At 61.0% G+C, this 13,243-nt stretch carries 14 protein-coding genes and 1 pseudogene; 13 read left to right on the forward strand and 2 right to left on the reverse strand.

The annotated features are described in order from the left end of the window. Positions 1-31: 31 nt before the first annotated feature. Both BDB13_RS18920 and BDB13_RS18925 read left to right on the forward strand, forming a co-directional pair. Positions 32-508 carry a polyketide cyclase gene (locus tag BDB13_RS18920; RefSeq protein WP_094272993.1) on the forward strand — a complete coding sequence of 159 codons (477 nt, stop codon included), beginning with the start codon at positions 32-34 and terminating at the stop codon, positions 506-508. Between the two features lie 32 nt (positions 509-540). Continuing rightward, complete coding sequence (locus tag BDB13_RS18925; protein ID WP_217902134.1) at positions 541-1,380, forward strand: Gfo/Idh/MocA family protein; 840 nt, start codon at positions 541-543, stop codon at positions 1,378-1,380. Positions 1,381-1,398: 18 nt separating this feature from the next. Here BDB13_RS18925 and BDB13_RS18930 read toward each other — a convergent pair whose 3' ends face one another. Then, positions 1,399-1,629 (reverse strand): RES domain-containing protein, encoded by a 231-nt coding sequence (locus tag BDB13_RS18930; protein ID WP_094272995.1) that lies wholly within the window; start codon positions 1,627-1,629, stop codon positions 1,399-1,401. Between the two features lie 307 nt (positions 1,630-1,936). Here BDB13_RS18930 and BDB13_RS18935 point away from each other — a divergent pair, with 307 nt between their 5' ends. From BDB13_RS18935 to BDB13_RS18980, 10 genes are all read left to right on the forward strand, one after another. Beyond that, positions 1,937-2,749 carry an ABC transporter ATP-binding protein gene (locus BDB13_RS18935; protein ID WP_094275029.1) on the forward strand — a complete coding sequence of 271 codons (813 nt, stop codon included), beginning with the start codon at positions 1,937-1,939 and terminating at the stop codon, positions 2,747-2,749. Then, the gene (locus tag BDB13_RS18940; protein WP_094272996.1) at positions 2,746-3,504 is read left to right on the forward strand and encodes an ABC transporter permease; all 759 of its coding nucleotides are present in this window, start codon (positions 2,746-2,748) and stop codon (positions 3,502-3,504) included. Before BDB13_RS18935 ends, BDB13_RS18940 begins: the two co-directional genes overlap by 4 nt. Then, positions 3,501-4,352: an ABC transporter permease gene (locus BDB13_RS18945; RefSeq protein ID WP_176459618.1), complete on the forward strand. Its 852-nt coding sequence runs from the start codon at positions 3,501-3,503 to the stop codon at positions 4,350-4,352. The genes BDB13_RS18940 and BDB13_RS18945 overlap by 4 nt, the downstream gene beginning before the upstream one ends. 71 nt (positions 4,353-4,423) lie before the next feature. Next, positions 4,424-5,479, forward strand: a complete 1,056-nt coding sequence (locus tag BDB13_RS18950) for an ABC transporter substrate-binding protein (protein WP_094273000.1) — start codon at positions 4,424-4,426, stop codon at positions 5,477-5,479. 47 nt (positions 5,480-5,526) lie between these two features. After that, complete coding sequence (allB, locus tag BDB13_RS18955) at positions 5,527-6,900, forward strand: allantoinase AllB (protein WP_094273001.1); 1,374 nt, start codon at positions 5,527-5,529, stop codon at positions 6,898-6,900. 49 nt (positions 6,901-6,949) lie between these two features. Next, on the forward strand, positions 6,950-7,831 hold the full coding sequence (locus BDB13_RS18960) for a hypothetical protein (RefSeq protein ID WP_141210659.1): 882 nt from the start codon (positions 6,950-6,952) through the stop codon (positions 7,829-7,831). Continuing rightward, positions 7,828-8,490, forward strand: a complete 663-nt coding sequence (locus BDB13_RS18965; RefSeq protein ID WP_094273005.1) for a GntR family transcriptional regulator — start codon at positions 7,828-7,830, stop codon at positions 8,488-8,490. The genes BDB13_RS18960 and BDB13_RS18965 overlap by 4 nt, the downstream gene beginning before the upstream one ends. A gap of 26 nt (positions 8,491-8,516) precedes the next feature. Beyond that, positions 8,517-8,915: an allophanate hydrolase-related protein gene (locus BDB13_RS18970; RefSeq protein WP_094273006.1), complete on the forward strand. Its 399-nt coding sequence runs from the start codon at positions 8,517-8,519 to the stop codon at positions 8,913-8,915. Then, positions 8,915-9,985 carry an acetamidase/formamidase family protein gene (locus BDB13_RS18975; protein WP_094273007.1) on the forward strand — a complete coding sequence of 357 codons (1,071 nt, stop codon included), beginning with the start codon at positions 8,915-8,917 and terminating at the stop codon, positions 9,983-9,985. The genes BDB13_RS18970 and BDB13_RS18975 overlap by 1 nt, the downstream gene beginning before the upstream one ends. A 13-nt stretch (positions 9,986-9,998) precedes the next feature. After that, positions 9,999-11,243, forward strand: coding sequence for an amidohydrolase family protein (locus BDB13_RS18980; RefSeq protein WP_254922876.1), 1,245 nt, complete (start codon positions 9,999-10,001; stop codon positions 11,241-11,243). Between the two features lie 27 nt (positions 11,244-11,270). Here the strand turns inward: BDB13_RS18980 and BDB13_RS18985 are convergent, their stop codons facing one another. Further along, positions 11,271-12,434: a sensor histidine kinase gene (locus BDB13_RS18985; protein WP_176459619.1), complete on the reverse strand. Its 1,164-nt coding sequence runs from the start codon at positions 12,432-12,434 to the stop codon at positions 11,271-11,273. Between the two features lie 38 nt (positions 12,435-12,472). Between BDB13_RS18985 and BDB13_RS18990 the strand changes: the two are divergent. Then, positions 12,473-13,239: pseudogene (locus BDB13_RS18990) on the forward strand (TSUP family transporter). Positions 13,240-13,243: the final 4 nt, after the last annotated feature.

A 13,243-nucleotide genomic window follows, 5' to 3' on the forward strand; every position in this document is an offset into this window, starting at 1 on the left:
TCAAAAGAAAACATCTGACAGCATTCCTTCTATGACTACTGAGCGAATCGAAATTCAACGGACTATTCGCGCGGATCCCGCGTCGATCTTCGCAGTCCTCTGCGATCCCCAAGGACACGTTGCCATCGACGGCTCCGGAATGTTGATGGATGCGGACGGCGACATCGTGACGGCGGTCGGCGACAGATTTGTCGTACACATGGATCGCGAGGCCCTCGGCGACATTCCGATGGGCGAGTACGACGTGACTGTGAACATCAAAACCTTTGTGCCGGAACGCGAAATCGCCTGGACGATCTTGGGAACGATTCGACCTGCGATCGGGCACGTCTACGGTTATCGGATCGAACCGACCGACGCCGGTTCCCTCGTGACGTCGTACTACGACTGGTCCGACATTGACCCCAAATGGCGTGAGGCAGGGATCTTTCCGGTGATCGCCGAAACGTCGTTGAAGTCCACCCTCGGGATTCTCGCTCGTACCGTACGTCGAGGCTATCTGCACTGAGCAGATTCATCGCGCAGAAGGCCTACCTTCCGGTGCTCAGCACTGAGCCCGGACTGGACCTGCATCTGATGACACGCGACGGCCAGAAACTCGACCGTATCTCGGACACCTACCGGGTACAGTCCCGCACCTCAGACCTTGACGCGCTGATCGCAACGGGTATCCGGGCCGCGTTCGTCCATGTCTCTACCGATCAACACCATGAGATCGTCGTGCGCCGATTGAGGGCAGGTGTCGACGTTTTCGTCGATAAGCCCCTCTCTTACGACCTTGCCGAGAGTCGGTACATGGTGGAACTGGCACGCGGGTTGAGCCGCTCGCTCATGGTGGGCTTCAACCGCCGGTATGCACCGAGCTACGTCGAGGCGCTAGCGCACCCCCGCGACCTGGTGATACTCCAGAAGGACCGTCGAGACGGCATGGGCGACGTGCGGACTAGTGTGCTCGATGATTTCATTCATCTCGTCGATACCCTGCGGATGCTGGCACCGCACGGTGCCCACGACATCGACGTCCAAGGCAAGACTGAGAACGGCAAACTGCACCATGTCGTCCTTCGCCTCGCAGAGACCGGGTTCACCGGTCTTGCCGTCATGAACCGCAGCAGCGGCTCGGCCGGTGAAATCCTGCAAACAGCAGGTGCCGGCCACCGTCGTGAGGTTGTCAATCTCGGCGACGTCATCGAACATGACCGTGCACCGAAACTCCTGCGCGGATCCGACTGGGAACCGGTCGGGCGCCGTCGCGGTATCGAAGGCGCTTGCCGGCACTTCCTCCAGTCCGTCCGCGACGGCACCACGCTGGACGCCGAAGACGCGCTCACGACTCACGAGTGGTGCGAGGACATCATCACTCGACTCACCACACCCTGACGCACCGAAGGGCACGCCTCAGATGATCGTGTACCCAAGTTCGTACGCCGCGGTATAGATACGGTCGGCCAACGCCGGATGCCTCAACGGCGCCGAGAACTCTGGGAGCACGGGGAATGCATCGGCGGCACGCTCGAACAACGCCACACACACCGTCCCGGCGTACCGACCCCGGTAGACGATGCCGTCGAGACCGTCGTGAGAGCGGTGAATCGCCTCTGCCCAATGCTGAGTTTGGCGGTGTGCCACCGAATCGAGCGCATGATTCCCACCGACGCGGGTTGCCTACACTCCCCTACCGATCCCGGACACATCGAGAAGCCGCAACGCAGAACGCCACTTGGGGACCTACCGGCCGTCCCGCACAGCAGTGGGCTCGTGCCGGCCCGCGCACCACACTGATCTCCCCTCATGCTTGAAAAAGGCTGTGAGCGCAATGTAATTCGTCTGTTTCCGCGGTTTACGGAATCGAAACACAATCTCCCTACAGTTCGAGATACGAACTTGGATCCAAACTTGGATGCAAGCAAGATCGCATCCGATCAAGGGAGAACAGATGATCTCGCCTACCTCGCCGGGAATCCACATCGCCGGCCTCACAAAGCAATTCAAGGTTGGACGCTCCGAAGTAACTGCGTTGGACGGCGTCGACATTGCGTCCGATCAAGGCGAGTTCGTGACCCTGCTCGGCCCGTCCGGGTGTGGCAAGAGCACTGTGCTGCGGATCCTCGCCGGACTCGAATCGCAGAGCGCCGGTACCGTTCTCGTACACGGCGAAACCCCACAGGATATGCGCCGTCACCACCACCTCGGCATCGCCTTTCAAGATTCGGCATTGTTGCCCTGGCGGTCGGTCCGCGCCAATATTCGCCTTCCCCTCGAGGTCTCGAAGCGTTCCGGTTCCGACGAGTTCGTCCAGGAACTTATCGACCTCGTCGGACTCACCGGATTCGAGAATGCCCGGCCCGCTCAGCTTTCCGGAGGCATGCGCCAACGTGTGGCAATCGCGCGAGCACTCGTGGTCAAGCCGCAGGTCCTACTACTCGACGAGCCATTCGGTGCCCTCGACGACATGACCCGTCAGAAGCTCAACATCGAACTACTCCGAATCTGGACAGAGCGGCCTGCCACCACCCTCATGGTTACGCACGGTATCGCCGAGGCCGTGTTCCTCTCGGACACCGTGGTCGTCATGAGTGCCCGGCCGGGGCGCGTTGAGAAAGTGGTCTCGATCGACCTACCTCGCCCTCGGACACCGGAGATGATGCGCACCAGAGAATTTCACGACTACGTTGACTTCTTGTCCTCCGTACTCTTCGGTGCGCACACCCGCGACGACGAACTGGCTACCGTCGGTGACCGCCGATGAAAAACAGTCGATTCCTCGGACTGATCGGCACATCGATCGTGCTCGTCGTCTGGCAGATCGTCGGCATGACAGGCCTGCTCGGACCGGGTATAGCCGCACCGACCGCCATTGTGGGCGGAGTGATGCACGACGGCGCCGCCTTCTACGGAGTCCATATTCCTGTCACGTTGGCATCAGCGTCGGTGGGTTACTTGTGGGGCAACATCGCTGCGATCGCTTGCGCCGCACTGGTGACGACAGTTCCGGCCCTCGAGAAGTTGGTTCTGCAGGTGGGTATCGCGTCGGCGTGCATCCCGTTGATCGCAATCGCCCCCATTCTCGCGGCTTGCTTCGACGGCGCTGTCACGTCAGCGATCATGGCCGCGGTATCAGTCTTCTTCACCACCCTCGTCGGCACGATCAACGGCCTGTCGCATGCCGATGCGTCCAGCGAAGATCTGATCCGGGCGTACGGAGGCGGCAAGTACCTCGTTTTGCGCAAGGTGCAACTTCTGTCCGCGTTGCCGAGCATCTTGACGGCACTGAAAGTCGCTGTGCCCGCTGCGATTCTGGGAACGATCATCGGTGAGTTCATGGGACAGGAGCGCGGTTTGGGTGCTGCGCTCGTGGTCGCTCAGTCATCGAGCGATGTGGTGCGCACCTGGGGAATCACGCTCATAGCAAGTCTGATTGCCGGTCTCGCATTCCTGCTCGTCAATACCGTCGAGAAAATTGCCACACCATGGGCCGCGAGCACGTCGGGAGCCAGCGCATGACCATCACACCGGAAGCTCCCTCCCGGGACACAGCCACCCGCGTCTCTCAGCGAAACAAGGTACGCACGGTTGCGCGCAGCGCTGCCCGTACTCTCGCAACACTCGTCGGGTCGGTGATCGCCATCCTCGCCGTCTGGACCGTGTTCCTTCGCGTGGTCAATGTGAGCCCGTTCGTCGCGAAGTCCCCCACCGACGTCTGGAATTACCTGGTCAGCGATGCCGATGCAGCGACGCACCGTGCAGAAATCGCGTCGAATCTGGCCCGGACCCTCACGGACGCTTCGTACGGATTTGTTCTCGGACTGCTTCTTGCTGCCGGCGTTTCGCTGCTCTTCTATTTCTCGAGCACCACTGAGGCCATGTTCATTCCGTCGGTCACCGCCCTCCACGCGATCCCGATGGTCACCATTGCCCCAATCCTGGTCTTGATCTTCGGTCGCGGATTGGTTGGCACTGCCGTCATCGGTGCGGCAATCGTTGTTGTGCCTGCACTACTCACCATGCTGCAGGGCATCCGCAGTACCCCACGGACCGATGCTGACATGGTGATTGCCTTCGGCGGATCCACTCTATCCTCGTTCTGGAAAGTTGCACTGCCCCATGCCATTCCCACTTGGTTTACCGCGGCACGGGTAGCCGTGACCACTTCGGTGGTCGGCGCACTCCTGGCCGAATGGCTGGCGACCGGCGAAGGACTGGGCGGCCAGATGCTCAGGGATGCCAACGAATTCGAATTTGCGCGACTGTGGTCCTCGGTCGTCGTACTCACCATCACCTGCATCGTCATCTACCAGATCGTCAGCGTCGTCGAAGCCGCTGTCACATCGCGCATGAGCGCTCCCCGCTGAGACCGACGCCTCTGAGCACAGAAAACGCTGTGCACCGAAACCTACTTTCCCACTACCGAAACGGATATCCGATGACCACACAGTTCGATCGCAGGAAATTTCTGGCCCGAGGACTCGCCCTGGGCGGTTTCGCCCTAGCTGGGCCCGCCGTACTCACGGCCTGTATGTCGGGCGACTCCGGCAGTGCCACCGCCGACGGTTTCGGGATCGCATCCCAACGGTTGTCGTGGATCAAGAACACGCAGTTCGCCGGCAGCTACTTCGCGGACAAGAACGGTTATTACACCGACGCAGGATTTAGTGGCTCCGAACTGGTCTCGGGCGGGCCCACCGCACCTCCGATCGAATCCGACGTCCTCTCCCGTACCTTCGCCGGAGTCTCGCAGGTCCCCATCGTTGGATCTGCCGTGGCAAAGGGTGCGCCACTGAAGATCGTCGGCGCCGTCTACAGTCGCTACGCCGGATGCGTCATGACCATGGGAAACAATCCCGTCAACACACCGGAAGAGTTGTACGGCAAGACCATTGGATGCGCCTCGTCCAGTGAACCGGTCTGGCGCAACTTCATTGCAGCTCTCGGTCTCGACGAGTCCCGCATCAACACCGTGCCTGTCCAAGGTGACCCGATCGGTATGACTGTCGGGGAGATCGACGGCTACGTCGGATTCGTCAACAGTCAGGTAGTCGACCTACGCAACAAGGGGTTCGATATCAACACGATGCTCCTGGCAGACGTCGGATTCCCGTTGGTCGGGCAAACCTACGTCACGACGCAGGAGAATATCGACAACAACCGCGAGAAGCTCAAGGCGTTCCTGCACGCCGAGATCCGCGGCTGGAAGGACGTTCTCGCGGACCCTCAACTAGCGGCCGACCTGACCGTCAACGAGTACGGCAAGGACCTCAACCTGAACCCGAAGTCGACTTACGACTGCTGTGTCGCGGGCAACGAACTCATCCGCGACGGCTCGGCCGGACAGCAAATTCTGTCGATCTCCGATGCTACTGCTGCAGCGAACATCAAGGCCATCGCGGCCGGCGGTCTGAACCTCTCGGTAGACGACCTGTTCGATCTCGGCCCGCTTCGCGAAGTCCACGAAGAGAATCCGGACCTGGCACTCGTATAGACGATCCAGTTTTCAACGCACTCTTCGCACAACCGAAAGGCTCTGAAATGTCTTCTCCCGCAATCCCGGACCTCATCGTCACCGGCGGAACCGTGGTCTCCCACGACGGCCGCCGCCGCCTAGACATCGCCATCGCAGACGGACGCATCCTCGCAGTCGGCGACAACCTCGTTGTCGAGGGAGTGCCGACCGTCGATGCAACGGGGCTACTCGTTCTGCCGGGTCTGGTGGACATGCACGTTCATCTGCGCGAGCCCGGAATGACGGAGAAGGAGGACTTCGCAAGCGGCACGTCGGCTGCAGCGGCCGGCGGCGTCACAACTGTGGTGGACATGCCCAACACCAAACCCCCCGTCGCAACGGCCGAGCGGTACCGGCAGAAGCTGGACCTGGTAGAAAACAAGGCCTACGTGGACTTCGGGCTGTACGGAATGCTCGATCACGAAAACTCCGACGAAATCGCGGAAATGGCGGAGTTGGGCGCCATGGGTTTCAAACTGTTCATGGGCCAGACGACCGGTGACAACCGTTGTCCCAACGACGCCGCGATCTTCCGCGGACTCGAGGCAGCAGCTGCCGCCGATCTCGTCGTCGGCGTGCACGCGGAAAATGATCATCTGCTGCGCATGTTCGGTGACCGCCTCCAGGCGTCCGGTCGCAAGGATCCGCGTGCTCACCTCGAAGGCAGGCCCGCGTTCGTCGAAGTCGAGGCAATTACGCGCATCATCACTATGGCAACCGAAGCCAAGACCAAGCTGCACATCCATCACCTGTCGACGGCTGTCGGGCTGCAACGCGTGATGGATCTGCGTGCGCAGGGGCATCGGGTCAGTGTCGAAGCGCTTGTCTCGCATCTGTTCCTCAACGAGGATGCCTACGACACCTACGGAAATCTGATCAAGCTCAACCCGCCGATTCGCCCGGCCACCGACGTGGCCGCACTGTGGGACGGGATCGACCGCGGGGCCGTCGACATCATTGCCACCGATCATGCTCCGCATACTGCCCACGAGCAGGCCGAGACAGATGTGTGGAAGGCGTACGGCGGATTTATCGGCGTGGAAACGATGCTTCCGTTGATGCTCACCGCCGCTGCTCAGGGCAAACTGACGGTCGAAGACATTGTGCGCCTGTGCTCGTACACCCCGGCGCAACGCTGGTCGATGGCAGACAAGGGGCAGATCGCACCCGGTTTCGACGCAGACTTCGTACTCGTCGACGCAGAAGCCGAAGTGGTTCTCGACCAATCTTCGCTTCATTCCAAGCACAACGTCACTCCGTATGACGGTTGGGCACTGACCGGCAGTGTTGTCGCGACTTACCTGCGCGGCGGGCTGGTCTACGAGAAGGGCGAAGTTCTCGGTGCGCCCCGTGGCCGTCAGGTTCGGCCGACGCGTGTGCCGGCCGAGTCCGTGCACTGACCGGCCGTCGCACACCATGACAATTCAGGAACAGCAAAGAGGAGAGCGCGTGATCGACATGGAGTCCACACTGCTCGGGAGCACCGGTTCCGCCACGATCCGTGCTGCGGTGGAGCGATGTGTAGATGAGGTCTACGGAGGTTCCACCGGTTCGGTGACTACGCGCCCAGCGGTGATTGCCGGGATCGGCACCACCGCGGCGCACGCATTGAAAGGCCAACTGCTGCGGGACGCGTTGTCGGATCACGGCGTCGACCTGGCAGAGACGCTTCCGTTCGACAATCCCGAAGCGCTACTGGCGAACTCCGCCTGGACGCTCGCTCTCGTCCTCAGCCCGTGGAAGCAGGCCGTCGCCCCGCATTTGGCAATGTCGACACTGTCCGCCGAGCAAACCGGTGTCGTCGACACGATAGTCCGCGACTCGCGGGGTGAAGTCGGAGTCAATACCAACAGTTGGGCATCGCAGGCGGCCATGGAAACTCTGATGGGCGGCCGGACACCGTCGTCGATCTTGATTCTGGGTTCGGGCGGTTCGTCGAATTCGGTGGCATTGGCCTGCCGCCGCGCGTGGCCCGAAGTGAGGTTGATGGGTAGTGCTCGCAACCTCGATGCCTCAGCTGCCTGGGCGCGGCGTTTCGGCGCCGAGTTCGCAGCTCCGGGTGACGTTGCCGCACTCATCGGCGCGGGCTCACCGTCGCTGCTGGTCAACACGACAACGTGGGGCGAGACGGATGCCTCGGAGGAGTCGCCGTTCGTGTTCGACTTCCAGGATCTTGTATCTCCGGGCAATCAGTTCTTCGACCTGAACAATCGTGTGAGCGCCTTGCAGACCACTGCGTTGCAGGCCGGCATGAACGTGATGTCCGGAACATTCATGCAACGTGCCACCAACTCTTGCCGGGCGGCGCTGTCGAATGCAAGAACACCATGAGCCCGTTGGACAGCGTGATCGCAAGCCGTCGAGGCGAACCTATCAGTGCTCGGGAACGCGTGTATCTGTATCTTCGGCAACAGATCACCACCGGCGAGTTCAGCGGCGGAACTCGCTTGACCGAGGAACAGATCGCCGACGAGCTCGGCGTCAGCCGAACTCCCATTCGAGAAGCGTTGCAGCGGTTGACCAGTGAGGGTCTCGTCGAACGAGTTCGGCGTGGTCAGCTCATCGTTGTGGATTTCGATGCGCAGGCACGCACCGAACTGCACGAACTTCGGGTTGCGTTCGACCAGGTGGCAGCGAAGCTCATCACCACGAAAACCTCCAGCGTGGAATGGGATTCGCTGTACGCGATGCTGGCACCGCTCGACAGCGCATTGACCGAACACGGCGAGGGAAGCGCTCAGTACGCCATCGCACATCTCGAATTTCATCTGGCCATCAATCGGGCGGCATTCTGCCCAATTACCTCGTCGTTCCTGGAACGACAGGCATTCTTGTATCCCACCGACGATTACGTCCAGCAATCAGGACACGAACCGGTTTCCCAACATCGTGCCCTGCTCGACGAACTCTCCAGCGGCGACCTCGACCGTGCCACTACCGCAGTGCGTATCCACGCGCTACGTGGGCACGGCAACACCACTCTCAGCTGATCCACTCGCAACAAGGAGTTCCTTCGATGTCACCCACCACTGTCCTCATGTTCGTCAACGGCCAAGCGATGAGTGGAGGTTCACTCAACGACGCATTGTCTTCGGCGCGCTTCGTCGGTGCAGTGCGAACCGCTCCCGCCTACCGATTCTTTTCGTACGACGACGTATTTCCCGGACTCGCTCCCGTCGAGGACGGAGGTTGGTCCGTACCCGGCGAGATCTACGAGGTGTCGTACACCGAGTTGCGTGAGAAGCTTCTGCCGCGCGAGCCGGCCGAACTCGAGCTATCGGTGATCCAACTCGAGGACGGTCGCGGCTCGCTGAGCATGGTCTGCCGATCACTCCCCAGCCTCACGGACTCAGCCAGTGAAATCACCTCACCCGGTGGCTGGCGAGAGCACCTGGCAACTGTCGCGACCGCGTGATGGAAATACTCCAGGCCGGAATCGACGCGGGTTCCGCTGAGCACTACCTCTGGTGCACACCGGAAACGATCAGTTGGGGCACTCTTCCCACGGCAGCGACCACGCCGGTGCTCACCGTCGACAGCGGACGGACAATCACCTTCGACACCGTCTCTCAAGAGGGCCTGATGGAGGACCAAGGGCGCGACCCCGTGGCCTACTTCGGTCGACACGGAGTCCACCGCTCGAATGTGTTGACCGACTCCATCGAGTTGGCCGCATCGGGCCTCCGCAAACCCGTTCCACCCAAAGCTCCGCACGTGGTGCTCGGTCCCGTACACGTGCGTGGGGCCGAGCCGGGAGACTGGCTACGCGTCGACTTCCTCGAGATGACACCGCGAGTTCCGTACGGCGTGATTTCGAGCAGACATCAGCGCGGTGCATTACCGGAGATCCTGCCACGAGATTTCGACGGCAGCATTCCCGCCGTATTCAGCAAGTTCTGCTCACTCGACGACACCGCAGACCTCGCAGTCTTTGAATTCAGCAGTGGCACAGCAACAATTGACGTGCGGCCTTTCATGGGACTGTGCGGAGTGACACCCGCCGGCGACGGACCTCTGAGCACCATCCCGCCTGGTCCATTCGGCGGCAACATGGATGTGCGCGAGATGGTGGTCGGAACGTCGCTGTATCTACCGATTCAGGTGGACGGTGCGGGCTTCTATCTGGGTGACCCGCACTTCGCGCAGGGCAACGGCGAGATAGCACTCACTGCCCTCGAAGGGTCGCTTCGCGTCACTGCCAGGCTGACCGTCGTAAAGTCTCTGCCGCAGCCTCGAGCCGCAATGCCCTTTGTCGACACCGACGATCATTGGATCATTCTCGGGATGAACGAGAGCCTGGACGAGGCGATGCGCCAATGCGCAGAACTCTCGGTCGACTTCCTCTCCTCACACACCGGAATGACGCCGAGTGAGGCCTACCTGTATCTCAGTGCTGCGGGCGACTTTTCGGTGACGCAGGTGGTGGACCTCGTCAAAGGCGTCCACTGCTCGATTCGCAAGAAAGATTTCCGATCACTCGACTGACCGCAGGAGCATCGTGACTCAAAATTTTTTGCCACCGCCGGTAGCGAGCGGACAAGCAGTACCAACCCTGCACAATGCAACACTCACTGACGGACGGATCGTCGATGTTCACCTGGTCGACGGGCAGGTGCACGACGTCATACCAGCGGAAGGGCGAGCGCTCGCCGACGGCGACCTCGACCTCACCGGGTATCTTCTACTCACCGCGCCGGCAGAACCACACGCACATCTGGACAAGGCACTCTCGTTCGACGAAATCCGTCCGCCTCCAGGCAATCTGGGTTCCGCAATTGAAGCCTGGGAAAACCACACCCCGTCCCTGACCGTCGAAAGTATTGCCGAACGCGCCCGGCAGGCGGCACTACTTCTGTTGGGCAACGGAACAACCGCAGTACGCTCACACGTCAATTTGCTGCGGGGCGACCAGCCATTGCGCGGAATCCAAGCACTGGTGAAAGTTCGTGACGAACTGTCGAGCGTCATGGATATTCAGCTCGTCGCGATGACGCCGTACGTCGTGGGTGACGACGCGGTTCATGCTGCTCTTGACCTTGGTGTCGACTTCGTCGGCGGACATCCACACCAAACCCCAGACCCCAGCGGAAACCTGCAACGGCTCCTTGCAATTGCGCGTGAACGCCGCGTCGGCGTCGACATGCACACCGACGAGCAACTCAACCCGAAGATGCTCACTCTCGAGGAGCTCGCACACTCCGTTCGGGATTGGCCGACGACGATGCCGGTAACTGCGGGTCATTGCGTCAGCCTGGGAATGGTCGCGCCGGAAGTGCTTGCGAGAGTGATCAAGTCTGTGAAAAAGAGCAACATCGGGATCGTCAGCCTGCCGATGACCAACCTGTATCTCCAAGGCTGGGATAGCCCGGTGGCAATGCCGCGTGGTCTGACCGCTGCCAGACCGTTGATCGATGCCGGCGTACGGTTCGCGGCCGGCGCCGACAACGTCCGTGACCCCTACAACCCCCTCGGACGCAGTGATGCGCTGGAAACAACGATGTTGCTCGTCGCAGCCGGGCACCTGACCGTCGAAGAGGCTTACAAGGCCGTAAGCGACGCCGCCCGTGATGTCATGTCACTGCCTCGGGCGGGCATCAAGAAGGGGCTGCAGGCAGAACTCCTAGCCATCCGTGCGGGGAGCCTCGAAGAAGCAGTCGCGACGGCACCGCAGGATCGGATTGTTCTCCATCGAGGAAGGGTGGTATCGATGAGCCGGACCGAACGAGCATTCTGCGAGTTCTGAGCTCACATCCAGTCGGTCGCGGTTCGGTCAGTCGTTGATCTCGAGCGGCAGTTCCGCGTACACGCGCCAGCTGCCGTCCGGGCGACGACCGGTTTCGAGGGTGCCATGCAAGACATGGACCCGCTCGCGCATCCCGACCAATCCGTTGCCCGAACCTCCGATGAATGCGGATCTCACAGAGCCGTTGTCGATCACTTCGAGCAGAACTGCGGTCTCGGTACGTCGCACAGTCACTCGCGCTTTCGGATCTGCTCCGGCGTGCCGCAATACGTTGGTGAGCGATTCCTGAACAAGGCGGTGGATACCCAAACTGACGGACGGGCTGATGTCGTCGAGTTCTCCGGTCAATTCCAGCCGCACCTGCAACCCCGTCGCGCGCATCATGTCCACGACCTTGGCGATGCCGGCAGTTCCGTGCTGAGGCATCGCGTCGTCGCTGACTTCGGATCGCAGAAGTGAGACGGTGCGACGCAGTTCTGCGAGCGCGTCACGGCCGGTACTCGAGATGTTGCCCAGCGCCTTTTTGGCCAGGGCGGGATTGGTATCAACGGCATAGGAAGCGCCGTCGGCTTGGACGATCATCACGCTCACCGCGTGGGCGACTACGTCGTGGAGTTCGCGGGCAATACGCGTGCGCTCCGTTGCCACAGCTTCTTCGGCGCGTCGATCACGATCGTATTCGGCAACCTTCAGACGCGCCGCTACTTCCTCGTCGTATGCCCTTCTTGCGCCGAAGAATTCAGCAGTGATCCAGGCAAGGGCAAACAGCAGTGCAGAAATGATGATCCCGAGGATCACGTTCTGCCGCACGACCAACGAGGACAAAATGGTGTCGACGACGAGGAAACCGAGGTAGACCGCAGCGGTGCGTCGGTCGACGTACGCCACCAACGTATAGAGAGCGACACCGAGCGCCAGGAGACCGGGATGCTCACCTGCAGCACTGCCTGTCGTCCACATGATGAACGTGCTGGTCAACGACATCAGGAGAATCGCTGCAGCCGACACACGCGGGTACTTGCGTCGCCACACGACCGGCAGGCAGATCAGAAGTCCGAGAACAAGCTGTGGCCAACGCTCATCGCGGTCTGAACCCACGAAAGCGACAATCTCGAGGACGAAGAAGAGCAGCGCCAGCCCACAGTCCGCGATCATCGGTTTACCCCGCAGCCACAGGCTGAACCTCCTCATGCGCTCAAGACTGTCACAATTGTGAAAGAGTCACCGCCGTGGATATCGCGGACTGGGGCCTGCTCATGACAGCTGCAACTGCGGCGGGTTGGGTAGATGCTGTCGTCGGTGGTGGTGGTTTGATTCTGCTCCCGGCACTGTTCCTGGTTGCGCCCCAGTTGACGCCGCAGGCCGCGCTGGCCACCAACAAGCTGACCGCGTTCACCGGCACCAGTGCCGCAGTGTGGACGTTTTCGCGTCGGATCCCGATGCAATGGCGTCAACTCGTCCCGGCAGCAATCTTGGCCGCGATCACGTCGGCGTGCGGCGCAGCTGCAGTCTCGTTGATCGACAAAAATACTTCATACCCATCGTGATGGTCGTGTTGGTGGGCGTCGCACTGTTTGTGACGATGCGCCCGAGTTTGGGGACAACGCTGGCCACTCATCGCCCGACCCAACGAAAAACAGCGCTGGTGATATTGCTGTCGGCAGGCCTCATCGGGCTTTACGACGGTTTGCTCGGCCCCGGCACGGGCACTTTCCTGATCATCAGCTTCGCGACGTTCCTCGGTACGGAGTTTGTGCGCAGCGCCGCGATGGCGAAGGTGATCAATCTGGGATCCAACTTCGGGGCGTTGACGTATTTTGCCGTCACGGGCCATGTGTGGTGGAGCTTGGGACTGGCGATGGCCGTGTGCAATGTGGTGGGCGCGGTCATCGGATCTCGTATGGCTTTGAGCAAGGGCTCTGGCTTTGTGCGGATCACGCTGTTGGTTGTGGTGATTGCCATGGTGATTCGTCTGGGATGGCAGCAGTTCGGCTAGCGTG

The organism is Rhodococcus sp. OK302 (assembly GCF_002245895.1).
Lineage (GTDB): Bacteria > Actinomycetota > Actinomycetes > Mycobacteriales > Mycobacteriaceae > Rhodococcus_F.

Coding starts and splice junctions, on each gene's coding strand:
- BDB13_RS18985 (WP_176459619.1), bottom strand. CDS start 12,434: ATGAGGAGGTTCAGCCTGTGGCTGCGGGGTAAACCGATGATCGCGGAC.
- BDB13_RS18920 (WP_094272993.1), top strand. CDS start 32: ATGACTACTGAGCGAATCGAAATTCAACGGACTATTCGCGCGGATCCC.
- BDB13_RS18935 (WP_094275029.1), top strand. CDS start 1,937: ATGATCTCGCCTACCTCGCCGGGAATCCACATCGCCGGCCTCACAAAG.
- BDB13_RS18970 (WP_094273006.1), top strand. CDS start 8,517: ATGTCACCCACCACTGTCCTCATGTTCGTCAACGGCCAAGCGATGAGT.
- BDB13_RS18945 (WP_176459618.1), top strand. CDS start 3,501: ATGACCATCACACCGGAAGCTCCCTCCCGGGACACAGCCACCCGCGTC.
- allB (WP_094273001.1), top strand. CDS start 5,527: ATGTCTTCTCCCGCAATCCCGGACCTCATCGTCACCGGCGGAACCGTG.
- BDB13_RS18965 (WP_094273005.1), top strand. CDS start 7,828: ATGAGCCCGTTGGACAGCGTGATCGCAAGCCGTCGAGGCGAACCTATC.
- BDB13_RS18950 (WP_094273000.1), top strand. CDS start 4,424: ATGACCACACAGTTCGATCGCAGGAAATTTCTGGCCCGAGGACTCGCC.
- BDB13_RS18940 (WP_094272996.1), top strand. CDS start 2,746: ATGAAAAACAGTCGATTCCTCGGACTGATCGGCACATCGATCGTGCTC.
- BDB13_RS18975 (WP_094273007.1), top strand. CDS start 8,915: ATGGAAATACTCCAGGCCGGAATCGACGCGGGTTCCGCTGAGCACTAC.